This is a genomic window from Brotocaccenecus cirricatena (assembly GCF_020687045.1).
Classification (GTDB): Bacteria; Bacillota; Clostridia; order Oscillospirales; family Oscillospiraceae; genus Vescimonas; species Vescimonas cirricatena.
The window spans coordinates 1-19,556 of the sequence record NZ_JAJEPW010000006.1; the positions used below are offsets into that span (position 1 = coordinate 1).

The following is a 19,556-nucleotide window of genomic DNA, read 5'->3' on the forward strand; positions in this document are numbered from 1 at the left end:
ACATTTTTGTCTGTACCATCAAGCGAAGTGCCGAAAACAGAATAACCACTCATATTCGGACGATAGGCTTTGTTATCTTCGTTTTTATCGCCCCTTGCCCGAAGCCGCCGGATGTGCTACACTGATAGGGAATCGTACACACGGAGGACCCCCGCATGAAACGTATTGCCAGTATCCAGGATATCTCGTGTCTGGGCCGCTGCTCGCTGACGGTGGCACTGCCGGTGATCTCCGCCATGGCGGTGGAGTGCGCCATCGTACCCACGGCGGTGCTCAGCACCCACACCATGTTCCCCGGCTTCATCAGCCGGGACCTGTCGGACCAGCTGCTGCCCATCGCCCGCCACTGGAAAAGCCAGAACGTGACCCTGGACGCCATCTGCACCGGCTATCTGGCCTCCCCCCGGCAGACGGAGGAGGTCTGCGACTTTTTCGACCTGCTGGCAGGGCCGGACACCCTGCTGTTCGTGGACCCGGCCATGGCCGACGGCGGACGGCTGTACAGCGGCTTCGGCCCGGATTTTCCGGCGTATATGCGCCGGGTGGTGAGCCGGGCCCATGTGGCGGTGCCCAACGTGACGGAGGCCTGCCTGCTGACGGACACCCCCTACCGGGAGACGGAGGACCTGTCCTGGTGGCGGGACCTGCTGCGGCGGGTGGGGGACCTGGGGCCCCGCTGCCCGGTGCTCACCGGGGTGCCCTTCGGGCCGGACCGCCTGGGGGTCATGGCCCTGGACCCGGAAAGCGGCGGCATCTTCCAGTATCACACCCCCCGGGTCCACGACCACTTCCACGGCACCGGCGACATCTTCTCCGCCGCCTGCGCCGGGGCCATGGTCCGGGGCAAGGGGCTGCCCGACGCCCTGCGCCTGGCGGCGGATTTCACCCTGGCCTGTATTCAGGCCACCCAGCGGGACCCCAACGCCCCCTGGTACGGGGTGGAGTTTGAGAAGGCCCTGCACCTGCTGCCGGGGCTGCTGGAGCGGTGATTTCCCCCCTGCCCCGGGAGGTTTTCCGGAAATTTTGCTGAAAATCCCTAAAAATATAGTTGTCAGAACCGGCAAAATATTATATAATCCATATGTTGAACGAATGCACGGCGGGAAAAGCCGCGCTTGCACAGAAAACGAAGGGAGAACAACCATTATGACTGCCAACGACATCCGCAACATCGCCCTGCTGGGCCACGGCGGCTCCGGCAAGACTTCTCTGGCCGAGCAGATGCTCTTTATGACCAAGGGCACCGACCGCCTGGGCCGCACCGCCGACGGCAACACCACCTGCGACTACGACGCCGAGGAGATCAAGCGCCAGATTTCCATTTCCCTGGCCTTTGCTCCCGTGAATTATAAGGGCGTGAAGATCAACGTGATGGACGCCCCCGGCAACTTCGACTTCTCCGGCGAGGCTCTGTCCGCCATCCGTGCCGCCGAGTGCGCCGTTCTGGTGGGCGCCGCCAAGGACGGTCTGTCCGTGGGCATGGAGCGCTCCTGGAAGATGCTGGGCAAGAAGCCCCGGATGATCTTCATCAACCGCACCGACGAGGACAACAGCGACTACGCCTCCTGCCTGGACGCCCTGAAGGGCAAGTTCGGCCAGGCCATCGCCCCCATCGTTGCCCCGGTCATCGACGGCAACAAGAAGGTCACCGCCATTGTGGACCTGCTGCACAACACCGCCTATGAGGTCAAGGGCGGCAAGGCCGCTGCCTGCGCCATCCCCGCCGACATGGCCGACGAGGTGGAGGCCCTGCGCGCCGAGCTGATGGAGGCCGCCGCCGGCGCCGACGAGGAGCTGATGGAGAAGTTCTTCGACACCATGGAGCTGTCCGCCGAGGATATGGCCAAGGGCCTGAAGATCGGCGTCCGGGACGGCAGCGTCTGCCCCGTGCTGTGCGGCTCCGCCAACACCGGTCTGGGCGTGGAGATGCTGCTGCAGACCATCCTGGACCTGGCTCCCGTGGCCACCGATATGCCCGCCGAGGCCGCTCAGGATGACGACGGCAACGACATCGAGGTGGCCTTCGATCCCAACGGCCCCACCGCCGCCATCGTGTTCAAGACCATCTCCGACCAGTACGGCAAGTATTCCATGATCAAGGTCATCCGCGGCAAGGTCACCGGCGACATGGCCCTGTATAACCCCACCACCGGCAACACCGAGAAGCTGGGCCGCCTGTATGTCATGAAAGGCAAGAAGGGCGAGGAGACCAAGGAGATCTGCTGCGGCGACATCGGCGCCATCGGCAAGATGGACAAGGTCAAGACCGGCGACACCCTGTGCGATGCCAAGAACATCGTCCGCCTCCACGGCATGGACTATGCCCAGCCCTGCTACAGCCGCGCCATCTCCCCCAAGACCAAGCAGGAGATCGAGAAGCTGGGCACCGGCCTGAACAAGCTCAACGAGGAGGATCCTACCTTCCACGTGGTCAACAACGCCGAGACTCACCAGACCGTGATCTCCGGCGCCGGCGATATCCAGATCGACGTGCTGTGCGCCAAGCTGAAGACCCGCTTCGGCGTGGACGCTGAGCTGTCCGCCCCCCGGGTCGCCTACCGCGAGAAGATTCGCTCCACCGTCCGCAAGCAGGGCCGCTATAAGAAGCAGACCGGCGGCAGCGGCCAGTTCGGCGACGTCCATATCATTTTCGAGCCCCAGAGCGAGCAGGAGGATATGATCTTCGAGGAGAACGTGTTCGGCGGCTCCGTGCCCAAGAACTACTTCCCCGCCGTGGAAAAGGGCCTGCGCGAGAGCTGCCAGCACGGCGTGCTGGCGGGCTATCCCGTGGTGTTCCTGAAGGCCACCCTGGTGGACGGCTCCTATCACCCGGTGGACTCCTCCGAAATCGCCTTCAAGCTGGCCGCCAACCTGGCTTTCAAGGCCGCTCTGCCCGAGGCCAAGCCCGTGCTGATGGAGCCCATCGGCGAGCTGAAGGTCACCATTCCCGACAGCTACCTGGGCGACGTGATGGGCGACCTGAACAAGCGCCGGGGCCGCGTCATGGGCATGAACCCCACCGGCGACGGCGAGCAGGTGCTGGAGGCCGAGGTCCCCATGGCCGAGATGATGAGCTATGCCATCGACCTGCGCTCCATGACCCAGTCCCGCGGCACCTTCACCTTCAACTTCGTCCGCTACGAGGATTGCCCCGCCGCGGCCCAGGAGAAGGCCATTGCCGAGGCCAAGGCTCTGGCCGAGGCCGAGTAAGTCTCTCCCCCAATAAGCATCCAAGGCCCCCGGCTTCCGCCGGGGGCCTTGTTCTGTCCTGGGGATTATTGACTTTCCCCGGTGGGTAAACTATAATAGGCTGCGGCAAGAGTTTCTTCAACCGTTCCGATTTTCCGTCGGACAGACCCATCGGGGGCTTTATTTATGAATTATCGCATTATTTTCCATATGGCGGGACGGGTCCTGCTGGCGGAGGCGGGGCTGCTGGTCCTGCCGCTGGCGGTGTCCTTTCTGTATCGGGAGGACTGCGCCTGGGCGGTGCTGGCCTCCATGGCCGTGGCCGCCGTTCTGGGCGGGCTGCTGACGCTGCTGGCCCGGCCCCGCAGCCACAAGTTCTTCAGCCGGGAGGGATACATCATCGTGGCCCTGGCCTGGGTGCTGCTGTCGGCGGTGGGGGCCCTGCCCTTCTGGTTCAGCCGGGAGATTCCCTCCTATGCCGACGCATTTTTTGAGACGGTCAGCGGCTTCACCACCACCGGGGCCTCCATCCTGACGGACGTGGAGGCCATGAGCCACGGGCTGCTGTTCTGGCGCAGCTTCACCCACTGGGTGGGCGGCATGGGGGTGCTGGTGTTCATCACCATGCTCTCCGGCAGCACCGACCGCTCCATGAACATCCTCAAGGCGGAGATGCCCGGCCCGGTAAAGGGCAAGCTGACCCCCCGGACCCGGGACACCGCCCGGGTGCTGTACCTGCTGTATTTTCTTATCACGGCGGTGCTGGTGGGCATGCTGCTGCTGGGGGGTATGCCCCTGTTTGACAGCCTGGTCCACGCCTTCGGCACCGTGGGCACCGGCGGCTTCGGCATCAGGGCCGACTCCATTGCCTCCTACTCCCCGTATATCCAGGGGGTCATCACCGTTTTCATGATCCTGTGCGGCATCAACTTCAACCTCTATTATCTGCTGTTGCTGCGCCAGTGGCGGGCAGCCCTGCGCAGTGACGAGCTGTGGACCTATCTGGGACTGGCAGTCGTGGCCACCGGCGTTATCACCCTGGACCTGCGGGGGGTGTACGGCGGTCTGGGCACCTGCCTGCGGCAGGCGGCGTTCCAGGTCAGCTCCGTCCTCACCACCACCGGCTATGCCACGGCGGACTTTGACCTGTGGCCGGGACTGTCCCGGGCCATCCTGTTCGCCCTGCTGTTCATTGGCGGCTGCGCCGGGTCCACTGCCGGCGGCCTGAAGGTGTCCCGGGCCATGATCCTGCTGCGCACCATCCGGCGGGAGGTGAACCGCCTGGTCCATCCCCGGCGGGTCACCGCCGTCCGCTGCGACGGCAAGGCCCTGAGCAGCGAGGTCCAGCGGGGCGTCAGCATCTATTTCGCCCTGTACTGTCTGTGCATCCTGATCACCTTCCTGTGCCTCAGCGGGGAGCCCTTCTCCCTGGAGACCAACCTGTCGGCGGTGGTGTCCTGCTTCAACAACGTGGGTCCGGGCCTGGGGGCCGTGGGCCCCGCCGGAAGCTACGCCGGGTATTCCGTCCTGTCCAAGCTGCTGCTGTCGGCGGCCATGCTGATGGGGCGGCTGGAGATCTATCCCATGCTGGTGGCCCTGTCCCCCTCCGTCTGGAGGAAGGACTGATTTCATGCAGGACAAACGCGGGACGCGCCGGGTTATTCCGGTGCGTCCCGCGTTTTTGCTATGCAAAAGCATAGCAAAAAATAGAATGTGCCATTCCCTCGCCCCTTCGGGGCAACCGGGAATGATGCACAAATCTTCATGCACAGAAGATTTTGCCTGTTTTCGCGGTGCGCCGCACAGTGCATGAAGTTTTATGCCCGGCTGCTTCACAGCCATTTTTTCCACTTGAAGATCACCAGCTCCACCAGAATGCACACCGCGCTGACGATGCACACGGCCAGATACCCGTGCCGGGCGGTGAGCTCCGGCATGTTCACAAAGTTCATGCCGTACCACCCGGCGATCAGGGACAGGGGCAGAAACACCGTGGTAACGATGGTCAGGATCTTCATGATCTGGTTCTGCCGCATGTCCAGCTGGGTCTGGTGCATTTCACGCAGCTGTAAGGCGTACTCCTTCTCCTGCTCCGTGGCGGACAGCAGCCGCTGGGCCCGGCCCGTCAGGTGGTCGAACAGCCGGGAGGCGTGGGGGTCTCCCTCCTCCGTCTCCTCCGACAGCACCGCAAACAGGTCGTCCAGCTGCTCATAATACGCCGCGAACACCGACAGCTCCCGGCGGATGCGGAACAGCTTCTTGTCCAGGTCCTGGGCCTGGTCCTGCATCAGGTCCTCCTCCAGGGCTGTCAGCCGCTTTTCGTATTTCTGCAGGGTGGGCATGTCCTCCTGCAAAAGCCGGGTAAACAGCTCCGCCAGGGCCTGGGCCGGGGTCCCGGCCTCCAGGTCGTCCGCCAGGCCCCGCAAAAACTCCCCGTCCTCCGCCAGCAGCAGCCGCCGCTGGGTCAGATAGAAGCCGAAAAAGTGCTTCTCGCCGGTGGGGGCCATGGGCCGGGGCATGGCATAGGTCCCGGCGGCCCCGCCGCCCTTGAGCCGCTCCGCCCGGCAGAAGGCGCCGCCGGAGGGGGCAATGCGGTGCTGCTCCAGCTGGGGATACCGCTGGCGCATCTGGTCAAAGGTCACCAGCTCCACGCAGGATGCGCACATCTCGCCCATGGCCTTACAGGAAAAACTTCCGGTGCAGGGACCGGCGCAGGGGCTTGCACACGGCAATGATCAGCAGCATGGCCCCCAGCAGCACTCCCGCCGCCAGGGGATAGAAGGACCAAATGAACGTGTGATGCAGCCCGAAGGTCAGGTTCAGCAGGAACTCGATGAGCACCGCCAGTCCGCCTCCGGCTATCAGCGCCCCGCCGAAGATATACAGGTGCCCCCGGCTCAGATACCGCAGCAGCGTCACCACCGTAGTCACCAGAACCCCGATGGTCCCCGTGACCGGAAGGGCGAAGGTCAGGAACCAGTGTCCGCCGGTGGCGAAGTTGATATACAGCAGATACAGCCCGATGGCCACAAAGTCCGCCGGGACGAAGATCACCGGGTTGGGCCTTCTGAACCACAGGGGCAGCACCGCCAGGATGTACAGCAGCGCCACGCCCCCTGCGGCGTACCCGGACCACAGGATGGCCCCGTTGACGCTCCAGTCGCACAGGATGCAGATCACGATGGGCAGCACCGCCAGCATGGTCAGGATAAACAGCACGCCGGAGCGGTTCACCTCCTCGGGATGGCCCATGGGATCCGGCGGAAAGGGAGGCTCCCCCTGCTGCCGGGGCATATCCGGGTGAAACACCCGGGTCCCGCACAGGGGACACACGGTTTCGCTGTCGGCCAGCTCCACGCCGCAATTGATGCAATACATATCGGACACTCCTTTCCCTTATCCCCGGCCCCGGCGGTTGCTCTCCACCTTCACAGGCAGACCCAGCCGCTGCAGGACCCGGTAAAAATGCAGCTCCAGCTCCGGCTCCTGGATGCTGCGGATGCAGTTGATATACATAGTCCCGTTCCAGGACACCACGCCGCAGTCGTGGGGCGCGGCGGCCTGAACGCCGATGATGAAGTCCAGCCTCTGCACATACGGGGCCATGGCCTCCGGCAGCTCCACCGCCCCCAGATTGGACAGGCACAGACAGGATTTGCGCTCGCCCACGGCGTTAAACACCGCCTTCATGGCGATGTTTTTGATGAACAGGGGCATCACCTTCAGCACCGGGGACTTCTCGCTGGCCACATTGGCGGCGAACTTGGAGCGCAGGGTGTGGGTGTTGTTCTCCAGGCCCATCCGGTGGTGCACGGCGGCGCAGATCTCGGAAAAGCTATAGTCCCCGGTGCGGGGGTCGATCTCCGGGGTGATATACGAGGCAAAGTTCCGCAGGCTGCGGCTGGGGAACAGAGTCCGCAGGTTCACCGGCAGCAGCACCTTCACCGGCTTGCGGCGGCTGCGCCGGGGCACCTTCTCCGCCTGCAGGTCGGCGATGGCCTGCATCATGGCGGCGCACAGCAGCTCCGTCACGGACACCCCGTATTTCCTTGCGCATACCCGCACCCGGTCCACCGGCACCATCATGGTCACCAGGTTCTTATACCCGTCCTTTTCCGGGGTGCCGCTGAGGTGATAGGCGGTGCTCTCCGCCCGGCTGGCGGTAACGTCCCCGGCATAGCGCAGGAAGCTGTCCTCCAGCTCCTGGGGGCTTGGCTCCTCCAGCCGGCCCAGAACGCCCTTTTCCGCCGGAACGGTGATGCCGTACTTCTGGCACAGATACTCCGCCACCAGGGTTTTCAGGAAGATGAGCCCCCCGGTGCCGTCGGTGACGGCGTGGAAAAACTCCACCGCCACCCGGTTGTGATACACCAGCACCCGGAAGGCGCAGCGCCGCACCTGGCCGAAGGGAACGTGGGCCAGGGGACAGCTTTTCTCCGGCTGGATGTCCGGCGCCTGGGGAATTTCCTCCAGATAGTACCAGAACACCCCCCGCCGCAGCCGCACGGCCATGGACGGGAACCGCCGCACCGTCACGTCCAGAGCCGCCCGCAGCACGGGCACGTCGATGGGCTCCGTCAGGGTGGCGGACAGGCGGAAGAAGTTGTTCCAGTTCCGGCGCTTGGCGGCGGGATAGATCTTGGCGGCGTTGTCCAGCCGCATCCACCGCAGGCTCCGGGCCGGGGACAGGGTCCGGTCCAGGAAGTGGTTGATGGCCTCAAAATCCTGCTCCATATTCTCGTTCAGGCAGTACAGCACATAGGCGTGCCACCGCTCCGGGGCAATATGCAGACTGCTGCGGCACCCGGCGGCCAGGAGCTTTTCGTGCAGGGCCCGGGTGTCGTCCAGCATCACCTCGTCCCCGCCCACAAACAGCAGAGACGGCGGCAGGCCCGTCAGGTCGCCGAACAGCGGCGAGCACAGGGGGTTCGCAGGGTTCTCCGTATAGCACTTGGCGTAAAATTGCAGCAGCTCCGGAGTCATGGAGGGGTCCTTCTCCCGGTTCTCCCGATAGGAGTCCCCGGAGCCGGTCAGGTCCGTCCAGGGAGAGATTCCCACAAGCCCGCAGGGCAGGGCCATGCCCAGCTGCTTGAGCCGCAGACACAGGCAGTAAATGAGCCCGCCTCCGGCGGACTCCCCCGCCAGCAGGATCTGCCCCGGCTCATAGCCCTTTTTCAGCAGGTATTGATAGCTCTCCAGCGCGTCGTCCAGAGCCGCCGGATACGGATGCTCCGGGGCCAGGCGATAGGCCGGGCAGAACACCCGCACGCCGCACTCCGAGGCCAGGGCGGCGGCAAAGCCCTTGGCGTATTCCAGACTGCCGCAGGTATAGCCCCCGCCGTGGAGATACAGGATCACCCCGGTGCGGCGCTGGTCCTTGGGCATGACCCACGCCCCCTGAAAATGCTCAAAATCGTGGTCCCGCACCAGCACCTCCCGCCGGTGCAGGGCGGTCATCAGCTCGCCCAGCTTGTCCTGGCCCTTCCGGGTGGCCTCCAGAGACAGGCCCGCCACAAAGGGCTTGAAAAAAGACAGCTGCGAGCGAACCAGCTTTGCGTGCAGCTCCATGCAATGTCGTTCCTTTCCTGAAAATCTTCTGAACCCTTTTATTATACCAGTTATCCCGCGTCTTCACAAGGCGTGAAGGCCGCAATTTTTTTCCGTTGCGTTTTCCCGCCGGAGACGCTACAATAGCCTGGGCGGAACATCCGCCGGATTTTCAATTGCGTTTGTGGAGGGATTTTCATGCACAAATATGCCTTGGTGGTCATCGACATGCAGCGGGGCTTTCTGGACCCGTCCAGTCCCCTGTATATCGCCGGAGCGGCGGACACGGTGCCCGCCTGCGCCCGGGCCATCGACTGCTGCCATCGGGCCGGGGTGCCGGTGGTGTTCGCCGTGCGGCACTATCGGGCGGACGGGTCCGATGTGGAGCGGGCCCGATATGACGTGTGGGCCAAAGGCGGGAAGCCCCTGTCCGAGACGTGCCCGGCGTCCATGTCCGACGCCTGGCCGAAGGAGTTCCGCCGGGCCCCGGCGGACTACGTCATCGTGAAGCCCCGGTTTTCCGCCTTTTTTCACACGGAGCTGGACCTGATCCTCCGCCGCCTGGGGGTGGAGACGGTGCTGCTGGCCGGGACCACCACCCCCAACTGCATCCGCTCCACCTTCTATGACGCCCTGTCCCTGGACTATGACGCCGTGGTGCTGTCGGACTGCACCTCCTCTGTGACCCCCGCCGTGCAGCAGGCCAACCTGGCGGATATGCAGCGGGTGGGCGGCCACATTATGACGGCGGCGGACCTGGAGCAGCTGCTGGGCTGACCCGCGCACCAACTTATCCGCCGCCTGCGGGCGGCAAACTCTGCGAGGCTTTTTGACAAGCTGAGGAATCCATCCGGCCCAGGCCGGAGGGGTTCCTGTTTCCGCAGGGGCGGACAAATCTGTCCGCCCCTCTTTTTATATCGTGTACACAAACGGGTCCCCGGGGTTTTTCAGCACCGGGGCCGGGGCGGCGGCGGGGTCGGACTCAAAGGTGGCGTCCGGGTCCTCCAGCAGCAGCTTCTGCACCTGGGGCAGGCGGCGGGCAAACTCCCGGGTGATCTCCTCCGCCCGATCCACCTGGTCCTCCGGCAGGGCCAGCTTCAGCTGCTCGGTGAGCTTTTCACAGATGCGCTCCAGCAGCAGGGCGGCGTAGTTCTCCGGGGCCAGGGACATCAGCGCCGGGTCCCCGAAATAGGCGGGAAACAGCAGGCGGCGGACCTCCTTCACCAGCTCGATGACCGCCCGGCGGTCCGGCAGGCGCAGGCCGCTGCCATACAGGGGGGTGGCGCTTTCCGTCAGGGTGCGGCCCATGGCCGCGGCGGCTTCTTGGATGTGTTGGGGATACATAAGCAGGCTTCCTTTCCGTGTGTGGAAAAATCAAAGCGGCAGAGAATGCGTCATGCATCCTCTGCCGCTGCTTTTACGCGCTTTTCCCGGACGCGTCAGGCCCGGGCCTTCTGGGCAAACCATGCATGACCGTTCCGGGCATGACAACAACAGGCCATGGTACAAATGGCCCGGCAGCTGTTCATGGAAACGTTGCGGTTCATGGCGTTTGCTCCTTTTGGAATCTGGCCCTATTATATGCTCCCCACGGCCCCGCGTCCATTGTCATTTTGGACAAAATGCGCTTTTTATTCTCCCCGCACCCGGCGGTACAGGGTCCCGCAGGCAGGCTGCACCCCCTTGACGGCGAACAGCTCCTCCACGGTGACGAACTGCACCCCCCTGGGCTGCAAGCGGTCCACGATCTCCAGGGCCGCCGTGACGCTGGTGGCGTAGCAGTCGTGGAGCAGGAGGATATCCCCGTCTCCGGCCTGCCGCAGCACGATGTCCAGGATGCTGTCCACGTTCCGGCTTTTCCAGTCCTCCGTGTCCACGGACCAGCAGATGGCCGGAGTCCCCAGGGCCCGCAGCTCCTCCTGTGATATGAAGCCGTAAGGGGGCCGCAGCCAGTAGCTTCCCGGCCCCAGCACCTGTTCCAGGGCCCGGCTGCATTTGTCCAGGTCCGCCAGGGCCTGGGCGGCGGACAGGTCCGTCAGGTCCCCGTGGCCGAAGGAGTGATTGCCGATCTGGTGGCCCTCCTGCCGGATGCGCCGGACCAGGTCCTCCCGGCCTTCGATCCGACTGCCCACCAGAAAGAACGTGGCCCGGACGCCCCGCCGGGAAAGGCCCTCCAACAGCCGGGGGGTGTTGGACGGGGAGGGGCCGTCGTCAAAGGTCAGGGCCATGTACACCGGCTCCGCCGCCGGTTCCGCCGCCGGGCCTGCCGGTTCCGCCGGGGTGCAGCCCGTCAGCACCAGCAGCAGGGCCAGAACTATCCCCGCCCGTCGCCTCATACCGGCCCCTCCAGGGCCACCGCCTGCATCCCCAGCTCCCGGTGCCGCTGCCACACCGTCTCCCGGGGCCAGGCCGCCATGCCCCGGTCCTTCCAGGGGTCGCAGCAGATATAGTGCTCCCGGTCATACCCCGCCAGCACCACGCAGTGCTCGTTGGAGATCCACATGAAGGGCTCGCCTCCCGGCTCCAGACGGTACCAGGGTCCGTTGACGGTGGGGCGCAGGTCGATGCTGACCCACAGCAGCACCGGCAGGTCCCGGTCGATGTATCGGCGGCACAGATAGCCCAGCTCCGCGCCGGTCTCGTTTTTGACCCGGTATGTCCCGGCTCCGTCCCGGGACTTAGCCGCCAGAAACCGGGACAATCCGGTCTGTACCGCGCTGGCCCAGCAGCCCAGGGCCTCCGGGTCGTGGGGGTCCCCCACAAAGGCCCGGCGGGGGTCCGGCCCGTGGCGGACGCCGTTCTCGTCCCGGTAAAACCGGCCCCGGGGCAGCCACTCCCGGGCGAACTCCTCCGCCGTCACGGAGAAGCCCAGGTATTGCAGCACCATGGCGGCGCTGACGCTTTCGCAGCCGGTGGGCAGGTCCTGCCCCTGGCCGATAAAGGGCACCGGAAGCCGCTTCATACCGCCTCCCCTGCCCGCCGCCGGGAAAGCCGGTTCAGCAGGAACACCTGCCCCGTTACCAGCGCAGCCCCGATGGCCAGGGGCACCCAGGGATTTCCCAGCGCCGGGGCCAGCAGATAGCACACCGTGCAGTCGGCGGCAACCGCCAGGCCGTACCACAGCTGGGTGTTCACATGGGCCATGTGGTCGCAGCCGGCTCCGGTGGAGCTCATGATGGAGGTGTCGGAGATGGGGGAGCAGTGGTCCCCCATGACGGCCCCGGCGCACACCGCCGCCACCGCCATGGGCAGCAGCGGGCTTCCGGCAAACACCGGCACCGCCACGGGAATGAGAATGCCCATGGTGCCCCAGCTGGTGCCGGTGGCAAAGGCCAGCACCCCGCCCACCAGGAACAGGGCCAGGGGGAACAGGGCCGTCAGGGTCTCCCGGCCGTCAAACAGCTCCCGGACAAAGGCCGCCGTGTCCAGCCGGGCGGCAAAGGATTTCAGCCCCCAGGCGAAGGTCAGCACCAGCAGCGCCGGGGTGATGAGCTTGAATCCGTCCAGAAAGCCCTCCACAAACCCGGAAAAGCTCATGACCCCCCGGGGGATATACAGCAGGGCCATCACCAGCAGGGTGACGGAGCAGCCGAAGCACAGGGCCATGGGGGCGTCGGTGTTGGCAAAGACGTTGGAGGCCGTCAGGGCCAGGCCCGTCTCCCGGCAGCTGCGGCGGCCCAGCACCGCCATGCCCCACACCACCGTGACGATCAGGCACGCCGTGGGCAGCAGCAGGTCCACCGCCCGGCCCCGGGGACGGTCCCGGCCCTCCGGCGCAGTCTTGGGCCGGGGCGGCTCCTACCGGATGGCCAGCTGCTCCCGGCGGTACATGGGGCCGAAATCCCGGCCCGTCAGGGCCACCAGAAACACCAGCCACAGCATCAGCAGGGCGTAGAAATTATACGGTATGGCCTGAATAAACAGGGCGAAGCCGTTGACATGGCTGTAATCCGCCGGGATGTACGACGACACGGCGGCGGCCCAGGAGCTGATGGGGGCCAGGATGCACACCGGGGCGGCGGTGGCGTCGATGATAAAGGACAGCTTCTCCCGGGAGACCCGGCAGCGGTCGGTGATGGGCTGCATGATGGCCCCCACCGTCAGGCAGTTGAAATAGTCGTCCAGGAAGATCAGGCAGCCCAGGCCCGCCGTGGCCGTTACCGCCCCCCGGCGGGACCGCACCCGGCGGGAGGCCCACTCCCCGAAGGCCCGGGAGCCGCCGGACCGGGCAAACAGCACCACAATGGCCCCCAGCAGCACGTCAAAGAAGAAGATCTTCAGGTCGATGCCCTCCATCAGGGTCAGGAACAGGGTCTCAAAGCTGCGCCAGGGGGCAAAGCCCTCCGTCAGCAGTGCTCCCACCACGCACCCGGCCAGCAGGGAGGAATACACCTCCTTGGTGGCAAAGGCCAGCACAATGGCCACCGCCGGAGGCAGCAGCGCCCAGCCGGTGGCCGCAAAAGAGGCCGGGCCGCCGCGATCGGCAAAGGAGACGGCGCACAGCAGCACCAGCGCCGCCGCCAGCACCGCCCCCCGCCTGCGGAAGGTTCGTTTCATGGTCAATATCCTCACTTTCCCCATAAGTCGGCGCCCCGGCGGGGCAGGCCGCTTACTATGAGTGTATGCGGGAGTATGACAGGGATATTTCCGGGGCATGCACCGTCCGTCCCCCAGGTGCATTTGACTTTTTACATAAATTTTCCTGGCGTTTCTTGTAAAAATCGTTGGTTTTTTGGAAGCCTATTGACACGGCCCGGTAAAGTTCATATAATCATTTATAGATTTGTCGGACATAGAACAAATGACAAAGTTTGAACAATCTTGGAGGGAACCGTAATATGAAGCACGGAAGATCAATTGTCGCTGCGCTGTTGGGAACTGCCCTGCTCATCGGCAGTCTGTCCGGCTGCGGCAGCACCGAGCCGTCCGGCGGAAGCGACGGCGAATATCAGAAAATCAACCTGTCCATGGCGGTCAACGGAACCGACACCCAGATCGACTCGCTGGTGGCCCACCACTTTGCCGATCTGGTGGAGGAGCGCTCCGGCGGCAACGTGGTGATCGACGTATTCTCCAACGACACCCTGGCCGGCGGCAACAGCACCAAGGGCGTGGAGTACATCGCCGTGGGCGGCTCCGACCTGGGCGCTTACGCCACCTGCGTGCTGGCCAACCTGGAGCCGAAGATGTCCGTGGCCACCCTGCCCTGGTCCTTCACCTCCTATCAGCAGGCCCGCCAGGTCATCGACACCACCGGCGGCGCTTACTATGCCAAGCTGCTGGAGGCCAAGGGCATCACCTATCTGGGCTCCTTCCACAACGGCTTCCGCCAGCTGACCAACAGCAAGCACCCGGTGACCAAGCCCGAGGACCTGAAGGATCTGAAGATCCGCGTGCCCGGTTCGGCGGTGTATATGGGCGTGTTCAATGCCCTGGGCGCAAGCCCCACGGCCATGAGCTGGAGCGAGGTGTTCACCGCCATCCAGCAGAAGACCATCGACGGCCAGGAGAACGGCTGCTCCGTGACCAAGTCCGCCAAGATGGACGAGATCCAGCAGTATATGACCATCTGGAACTACAGCTATGAGAACGACCTGTTTGTGGCCAACAGCCGGGTTTGGGGAAGCCTGGACGAGAACACCCGGCAGCTGCTGCAGGAGTGCGCCACGGAGTCCTGCGAGTGGGGCCGCGACCACCTGGAGGCCGAGGAGGACCAGCTGATCCAGGGCTTCATGGACAGCGGCATGCAGGTGGATATCCTGACCGAGGACCAGCTGCAGGCGTTCAAGGATGCCGTGGCCGGCGTCACGGCTGAGCTGAAGACGGAATACGGTGAGGACGCCTGCGCCGCCTTCGGGATCAACTAAGGAGGGGCCAACATGTTTGAGAAAATCGAAAAATTCGTCGCCTGCGCGTGCGTGGCGGTTATGGCGGTGCTGGTGTTTGCCAACGTCGTGGCCCGCTTTGTGTTCAAGCACTCGCTGGCTGTGTCCGACGAGATGTCCACCTATCTGTTTGTGCTGATGAGCTTCATGGGCACGGCCATCGCCGCCCGGCGGAAGGCCCACCTGGGCCTGTCTATCGTGACGGACCGGGTCAGCCCCAAGGCCCGCATCATCATCCATCTGACCGTTTATGCGATTTCCGCTCTGTTCTGCCTGCTGATCGTGGTCACCGGCGTGCAGATGGTTATCAGCCAGTATCGGCTGGGTCAGGAAACGGCCAACATGCAGTGGCCTGAGTGGATCTATGGTTCGTTTGTACCCGTGGGCGCGGCCTTCGCCGCCATTGCGTTCCTGCAGACCATGGTGCAGATGTATAAAGACTATCGGGCAGAGGAGGGCAAATAAATGGTCGGTATCGTATTACTGGGTATCTTTGTGCTGCTGCTGGCCTTCGGCGCACCCATCGCCGTCTGCCTGGGCATGTCCAGCGTAGGCGCTATCCTGGTGCAGGGCGCTGGCAAGCCCCTGGACGCCATCATGAGCGTGCTTCCCCGTCTGTGCTCCTCGGCCAGCAGCAAGTTCGTCCTGCTGGCGATCCCGTTCTTCATCCTCTCCGGCAACGTGATGGAGAAGGCCGGTATCTCCGGCCGCCTCATCAACCTGGCGGAAAAGTGCCTGGGCCACATCCGCGGCGGCATGGCCATGGTCTGCGTGGTGGTGTCCTGCTTCTTCGCGGCCATCTCCGGCTCCGGTCCGGCCACCGTGGCGGCCCTGGGCCTGATTATGATCCCCGCTCTGAAGAAGGCGGGCTATTCCCCGGCCTTTGCCTGCGCTCTGATGGCCGCCGGCGGCGCCATCGGCGTGGTTATCCCCCCGTCCATCACCTTCGTGGTGTACGGCTCCATCGCTGACGCCTCCATCACCGACCTGTTCAAGGCCGGCGTCATCCCCGGCCTGCTGATGGGCCTGGGCCTGATCGTGGCCGCCCTGTTCGTGGGCCGCAAGGCCAACCTGACGGTGCAGCCCAAGGCCTCCGGCAAGGAACGGCTGAAGGCCTTCAAGGATGCCTTCTGGGGCCTGCTGATGCCCGTGATCATCCTGGGCGGTATCTATGGCAGCATCTTCACCCCCACCGAGGCCGCCGCTGTCTCCGTGTTCTATGGCCTGATCGTGGGCGTGTTCATCTATCGCGAGGTCAACTGGAAGAAGATGAAGGACATCCTCATCGACTCCTGCTCCACCACCGCCACGGTTATGTTCATCACCATGGGCGCCACCCTGTTCGGCTATGTCCTGACCCGTGCAAGACTGGATCTGGCCATTGAGAACTTCATGCTCACCGTTACCAACGGCAACACGGTTATCTTCTTCATCATCGTCAACGTGGTGCTGCTGATCGCCGGCTGCTTCCTGGACTCCACCTCCGCCCTGTACATCTTCACCCCGCTGTTTGCCCCCGTTGCGGTGCAGCTGGGCATTGACCCCATCCACCTGGGCACCGTTATGATCGTGAACCTGGCCATCGGCCTGTTCACCCCGCCGGTGGGCGTCAACCTGTATGTGGCCTGCGGCATCGGAGATATCAAAATCGAGGAGATCACCAAGGGCATTGTCCCGTGCCTTATCGCCGAGCTGGCGGTGCTGCTGCTGATCACCTACGTCCCCGCAATTTCCACATTCCTCATTCATTAACGCTTCCTTTCTCTCTCCACACACAGCTTTCTATCCCACGCATGCAGCACCGGGCGGATGAAATCCGCCCGGTGCTGCATTTTCTTATTCCGCCGCCCCATATCTGTCCAGATTTCGGTCAATTTCCATAAAAAACATGCAAAGAATTAGGCAAAAGAGAAAAATCCAAAAAAGCTCTTGACTTTGTCAGACAAAACGCTATACTGTAATTGTCATTTGTCCGACATTAAACAAATCCGAACATTCCGAAAATTTTCAATGAGGTGATTTTTGTGAAAGATATCTCCATGCAAGAGCTGAAAAACATCGCCACGCAGATGCGTATGAAGGTCATCGACATGATCTACAAGGCCCAGTCCGGTCATCCCGGCGGATCCCTGTCTGCGGCAGATTTTGTCACCGCCTGCTACTTCAAATACATGAACCTGGACCCCAAGAACCCCCGCTGGGAGGACCGGGACCGCATGGTGCTCTCCAAGGGCCATGTCTGCCCCATCCAGTATGCCTGCCTGGCTACCGTGGGCTTCTTCCCTGAGTCCGTGCTGGACACCCTGCGCAAGGAAGGCTCCATGCTTCAGGGTCACCCCTCCATGAACCGCTGCCCCGGCATCGACATCTCCACCGGCTCCCTGGGTCAGGGTCTGGCCTGCGCCGCCGGTATGGCTCTGGCCGGTAAGCTGGACCACAAGGACTACAAGGTCTTCTGCGTGGTGGGCGACGGCGAGGCCCAGGAGGGCGAGATCTGGGAGGCTGCCAACACCGCTCACAAGTACGGTCTGGACAACCTGATCGTTTTCGTGGATAACAACAACCTGCAGCTGGACGGCACCTGCGACGAGATCATGCCCAACGGCGACCTGGGCGAGAAGTTCCGTGCCTTCGGCTGGGAGGTCCTGGAGCTCGACGGCCACAGCATGGAGGAGATCACCGCCTCCATCGACAAGTGCTATGCCTCCCAGAACGGCAAGCCCAAGTGCCTGTATGCCCACACCGTCAAGGGCAAGGGCGTTTCCTTCATGGAAAACCAGTGCGGCTGGCACGGCGTTGCCCCCAACGATGAGCAGTATAAGCAGGCCATGGCTGAGCTGGAAGCCCAGCTGATCCACTAAGCAAGGAGGAAAGAGCAATGAGCGAAAAGAAAAAGATCGCTACCCGCGAAGGCTTCGGCAAGGAGATCGTGGCCCTGGGCAAGGAAAACCCTGACATTCTGGTGGTGGATATTGATATCGGCAAGAGCTGCAAGACCGGCGACTTCCGCAAGGAGCTGCCCCAGCAGTATCTGAATGTGGGCATCGCCGAGCAGAACGGTGCAGGCCTGGCTGCGGGTCTTGCCACCTGCGGCAAGGTCCCCTTCGTGGTCACCTACGCCGTGTTCGGCTCCCTGCGTATGTGCGAAATGATCCGCCAGGAGGTCTGCTATCCCAACCTGAACGTGAAGATCGCCTGCTCCCACGGCGGCGTGACCCCCGCCAACGACGGCGCCTCCCACCAGTCCATCGAGGACATGGGTGTGCTGCGCACCATCCCCAACATGACCGTGATCATGCCGGCGGACTATAACGCCGCCCGCAAGCTGGTCCGCCAGGCCGCCGAGACCTACGGCCCCATGTATCTGCGCTTCACCCGTGACGCCGTGCCCCAGATCTATGACGAGGACGTGGAGTTCACCATCGGCAAGGCCCACCAGATTCAGGACGGCAAGGACGTGGCCATCATCGCCAACGGCGACACCGTGTGCCTGGCCATCGAGGCCGCCAAGGTCCTGGCCGGTAAGGGCATCTCCGCCCGCGTGCTGGATATGCACACCATCAAGCCCCTGGACGTGGAGGCCGTCACCGCCGCCATCAACGACATCGGCAAGGTCATCACCGTGGAGGACCACAACATCATCAACGGCCTGGGCTCCGCCGTGTGCGAGGTAGCCGCCGAGATGGGCAAGGGCCTTGTCAAGCGCGTTGGTATCCGGGATCAGTTCGGTCAGTCCGCCCCCTATGAGCGCCTGCTGGCCATGAACGGCGTGACCGTTGAGGACATCGTGGCCATCGCCGAGAGCATGAACGCCTAACATCGGAAAAATCAGGAGGTTATCATTATGAGAATCGGTTTTGTTGGCTGCGGCGCCATCGGCAGCTGCTATGCAAGCTATCTGTCCCGGAAGCATGAGGTCTGCGTGCTGGATACCTATGCCCCGGTGATTGAATCCATCAAGAAGAACGGCATTCTCCTGGACGAGTGCGCCCCCGGCAGCGGCACCGGTGAGACCGTGTCCTTCCGCCCGGCCATGGCCACCACCGACCCCAAGGAGATCGGCGTGGTGGACCTGCTGATCGTGTTCGTGCACTATCAGTATCTGGAGGCCGCCGTGCGCAACGCTCTGCCCATGATCGACCGGCACACCATGATCCTGTGCCTGCAGAACGGCCTGGGCAACTATGACGAGATCGCCAAGGTGGTTCCCGAGGAGCAGATCATCATCGGCAACACCGCCTTCGGCGCCACCCCCATGGAGCCCGGCCATGTGAAGCACACCGGCACCGGTGTGACCAACATGGGCTCCCTGAAGGCCCCCAAGGAGAACGTGGAGCGCATGGCCGAGGCCCTGCGCGAGGCCGGCCTGGAGGTCTGCGTCCACGAGAACGTCATGAACGCCATCTGGCACAAGCTGCTGGCCAACGTGGCCATCAACGGCATGAGCGCCCTGCTGGAGACCAAGAACGGCTTTGTGGACGGCAACCAGTATGCCCACGAGGCCGCCCGGATGCTGGTGGAGGAGGCCATCACCGTGGCCAACGCCTGCGGCTGCACCCTGGACCACGACGCCGAGCTGGAGCACGCCTATGAGGTGTCCCGCATGACCGACGAGACCATCAGCTCCATGGTGCAGGACGTGACCCATCACCGGGAGACCGAGATCCGCATCATCACCGGCGCTGTGTGCCGCCTGGGCCGGGAGCACGGCATCGCCACTCCCTGCAACGACCTGATGCTGCAGCTGGTGCTGGCCAAGCAGTCCATCTATCTGGGCCGCTGACAAAAATTACACAGTCAAACACATCTTCTTTTACCCTTTTCCCCTCCGAAAGCAGCGGACGGCAGACAAAAGCTGCCGTCCGCTGCGCGTTTTGATGTCTTGGTGAAACTTTTACTTGACGGTATTCAAACTTTGTACTATGTTATACATAT

General features: G+C 63.6%; 16 protein-coding genes and 1 pseudogene. 10 read left to right on the forward strand and 7 right to left on the reverse strand.

What is annotated here, in order from left to right:
- The first annotated feature begins 155 nt into the window (after positions 1–155).
- From LKD37_RS03265 to LKD37_RS03275, 3 genes are all read left to right on the forward strand, one after another.
- Positions 156–989, forward strand: a complete 834-nt coding sequence (locus LKD37_RS03265) for a pyridoxamine kinase (protein WP_302927910.1) — start codon at positions 156–158, stop codon at positions 987–989.
- Between the two features lie 157 nt (positions 990–1,146).
- Positions 1,147–3,210: an elongation factor G gene (locus LKD37_RS03270; RefSeq protein WP_302927911.1), complete on the forward strand. Its 2,064-nt coding sequence runs from the start codon at positions 1,147–1,149 to the stop codon at positions 3,208–3,210.
- A gap of 165 nt (positions 3,211–3,375) precedes the next feature.
- A complete protein-coding gene (locus tag LKD37_RS03275) occupies positions 3,376–4,815 on the forward strand; it encodes a TrkH family potassium uptake protein (protein WP_302927912.1) in 1,440 nt (479 codons plus the stop codon).
- 206 nt (positions 4,816–5,021) lie between these two features.
- Here the strand turns inward: LKD37_RS03275 and LKD37_RS03280 are convergent, their stop codons facing one another.
- The 3 genes from LKD37_RS03280 to LKD37_RS03290 are packed head-to-tail and all read right to left on the reverse strand — an operon-like array spanning position 5,022 to position 8,757.
- Positions 5,022–5,864: a magnesium transporter CorA family protein gene (locus tag LKD37_RS03280; RefSeq protein WP_302927913.1), complete on the reverse strand. Its 843-nt coding sequence runs from the start codon at positions 5,862–5,864 to the stop codon at positions 5,022–5,024.
- 4 nt (positions 5,865–5,868) lie between these two features.
- On the reverse strand, positions 5,869–6,567 hold the full coding sequence (locus LKD37_RS03285; protein ID WP_302927914.1) for a DUF6320 domain-containing protein: 699 nt from the start codon (positions 6,565–6,567) through the stop codon (positions 5,869–5,871).
- 18 nt (positions 6,568–6,585) lie between these two features.
- Positions 6,586–8,757, reverse strand: coding sequence for an alpha/beta hydrolase fold domain-containing protein (locus LKD37_RS03290; protein ID WP_302927915.1), 2,172 nt, complete (start codon positions 8,755–8,757; stop codon positions 6,586–6,588).
- A 177-nt stretch (positions 8,758–8,934) separates the two neighbouring features.
- Between LKD37_RS03290 and LKD37_RS03295 the strand changes: the two genes are divergently transcribed.
- A complete protein-coding gene (locus LKD37_RS03295) occupies positions 8,935–9,513 on the forward strand; it encodes a cysteine hydrolase family protein (RefSeq protein WP_302927916.1) in 579 nt (192 codons plus the stop codon).
- A 135-nt stretch (positions 9,514–9,648) separates the two neighbouring features.
- On the opposite strand, the gene LKD37_RS03300 is transcribed toward LKD37_RS03295, so the two are convergent.
- The 4 genes and pseudogenes from LKD37_RS03300 to LKD37_RS03315 form a co-directional block, all read right to left on the reverse strand.
- Positions 9,649–10,080 (reverse strand): hypothetical protein, encoded by a 432-nt coding sequence (locus LKD37_RS03300; RefSeq protein ID WP_302927917.1) that lies wholly within the window; start codon positions 10,078–10,080, stop codon positions 9,649–9,651.
- Between the two features lie 287 nt (positions 10,081–10,367).
- Positions 10,368–11,072: a polysaccharide deacetylase family protein gene (locus LKD37_RS03305; protein ID WP_302927918.1), complete on the reverse strand. Its 705-nt coding sequence runs from the start codon at positions 11,070–11,072 to the stop codon at positions 10,368–10,370.
- Entirely contained in the window at positions 11,069–11,698 is a 630-nt protein-coding gene (locus tag LKD37_RS03310; RefSeq protein ID WP_302927919.1) for a C39 family peptidase, read from the reverse strand. Before LKD37_RS03310 ends, LKD37_RS03305 begins: the two co-directional genes overlap by 4 nt.
- Positions 11,695–13,416 (reverse strand): annotated as a pseudogene (locus tag LKD37_RS03315) (Na+/H+ antiporter NhaC family protein). The gene LKD37_RS03310 and the pseudogene LKD37_RS03315 overlap by 4 nt, the downstream one beginning before the upstream one ends.
- Positions 13,417–13,574: 158 nt before the next feature.
- Here LKD37_RS03315 and LKD37_RS03320 point away from each other — a divergent pair.
- The 6 genes from LKD37_RS03320 to LKD37_RS03345 all read left to right on the forward strand — a co-directional run bounded on the left by LKD37_RS03320 (position 13,575) and on the right by LKD37_RS03345 (position 19,404).
- On the forward strand, positions 13,575–14,603 hold the full coding sequence (locus LKD37_RS03320; RefSeq protein ID WP_302927920.1) for a DctP family TRAP transporter solute-binding subunit: 1,029 nt from the start codon (positions 13,575–13,577) through the stop codon (positions 14,601–14,603).
- A gap of 12 nt (positions 14,604–14,615) precedes the next feature.
- Entirely contained in the window at positions 14,616–15,086 is a 471-nt protein-coding gene (locus tag LKD37_RS03325; RefSeq protein ID WP_302927921.1) for a TRAP transporter small permease, read from the forward strand.
- Positions 15,087–16,373, forward strand: a complete 1,287-nt coding sequence (locus LKD37_RS03330; protein ID WP_302927922.1) for a TRAP transporter large permease — start codon at positions 15,087–15,089, stop codon at positions 16,371–16,373.
- Positions 16,374–16,660: 287 nt separating this feature from the next.
- A complete protein-coding gene (locus LKD37_RS03335; protein WP_489696238.1) occupies positions 16,661–17,482 on the forward strand; it encodes a transketolase in 822 nt (273 codons plus the stop codon).
- A gap of 17 nt (positions 17,483–17,499) precedes the next feature.
- Positions 17,500–18,438 carry a transketolase family protein gene (locus LKD37_RS03340; RefSeq protein ID WP_302927924.1) on the forward strand — a complete coding sequence of 313 codons (939 nt, stop codon included), beginning with the start codon at positions 17,500–17,502 and terminating at the stop codon, positions 18,436–18,438.
- Positions 18,439–18,465: 27 nt separating this feature from the next.
- A complete protein-coding gene (locus LKD37_RS03345; protein ID WP_302927925.1) occupies positions 18,466–19,404 on the forward strand; it encodes a ketopantoate reductase family protein in 939 nt (312 codons plus the stop codon).
- Positions 19,405–19,556 lie beyond the last annotated feature (152 nt).

What these genes read in the sequence shown, in the direction of transcription:
- LKD37_RS03340 (WP_302927924.1), top strand. Translation starts at nt 17,500, where the DNA reads ATGAGCGAAAAGAAAAAGATCGCTACCCGCGAAGGCTTCGGCAAGGAG.
- LKD37_RS03325 (WP_302927921.1), top strand. Translation starts at nt 14,616, where the DNA reads ATGTTTGAGAAAATCGAAAAATTCGTCGCCTGCGCGTGCGTGGCGGTT.
- LKD37_RS03285 (WP_302927914.1), bottom strand. Translation starts at nt 6,567, where the DNA reads ATGTATTGCATCAATTGCGGCGTGGAGCTGGCCGACAGCGAAACCGTG.
- LKD37_RS03300 (WP_302927917.1), bottom strand. Translation starts at nt 10,080, where the DNA reads ATGTATCCCCAACACATCCAAGAAGCCGCCGCGGCCATGGGCCGCACC.
- LKD37_RS03280 (WP_302927913.1), bottom strand. Translation starts at nt 5,864, where the DNA reads ATGGGCGAGATGTGCGCATCCTGCGTGGAGCTGGTGACCTTTGACCAG.
- LKD37_RS03345 (WP_302927925.1), top strand. Translation starts at nt 18,466, where the DNA reads ATGAGAATCGGTTTTGTTGGCTGCGGCGCCATCGGCAGCTGCTATGCA.
- LKD37_RS03265 (WP_302927910.1), top strand. Translation starts at nt 156, where the DNA reads ATGAAACGTATTGCCAGTATCCAGGATATCTCGTGTCTGGGCCGCTGC.
- LKD37_RS03295 (WP_302927916.1), top strand. Translation starts at nt 8,935, where the DNA reads ATGCACAAATATGCCTTGGTGGTCATCGACATGCAGCGGGGCTTTCTG.
- LKD37_RS03335 (WP_489696238.1), top strand. Translation starts at nt 16,661, where the DNA reads ATGCAAGAGCTGAAAAACATCGCCACGCAGATGCGTATGAAGGTCATC.
- LKD37_RS03270 (WP_302927911.1), top strand. Translation starts at nt 1,147, where the DNA reads ATGACTGCCAACGACATCCGCAACATCGCCCTGCTGGGCCACGGCGGC.
- LKD37_RS03310 (WP_302927919.1), bottom strand. Translation starts at nt 11,698, where the DNA reads ATGAAGCGGCTTCCGGTGCCCTTTATCGGCCAGGGGCAGGACCTGCCC.
- LKD37_RS03305 (WP_302927918.1), bottom strand. Translation starts at nt 11,072, where the DNA reads ATGAGGCGACGGGCGGGGATAGTTCTGGCCCTGCTGCTGGTGCTGACG.
- LKD37_RS03320 (WP_302927920.1), top strand. Translation starts at nt 13,575, where the DNA reads ATGAAGCACGGAAGATCAATTGTCGCTGCGCTGTTGGGAACTGCCCTG.
- LKD37_RS03290 (WP_302927915.1), bottom strand. Translation starts at nt 8,757, where the DNA reads ATGGAGCTGCACGCAAAGCTGGTTCGCTCGCAGCTGTCTTTTTTCAAG.
- LKD37_RS03275 (WP_302927912.1), top strand. Translation starts at nt 3,376, where the DNA reads ATGAATTATCGCATTATTTTCCATATGGCGGGACGGGTCCTGCTGGCG.
- LKD37_RS03330 (WP_302927922.1), top strand. Translation starts at nt 15,087, where the DNA reads ATGGTCGGTATCGTATTACTGGGTATCTTTGTGCTGCTGCTGGCCTTC.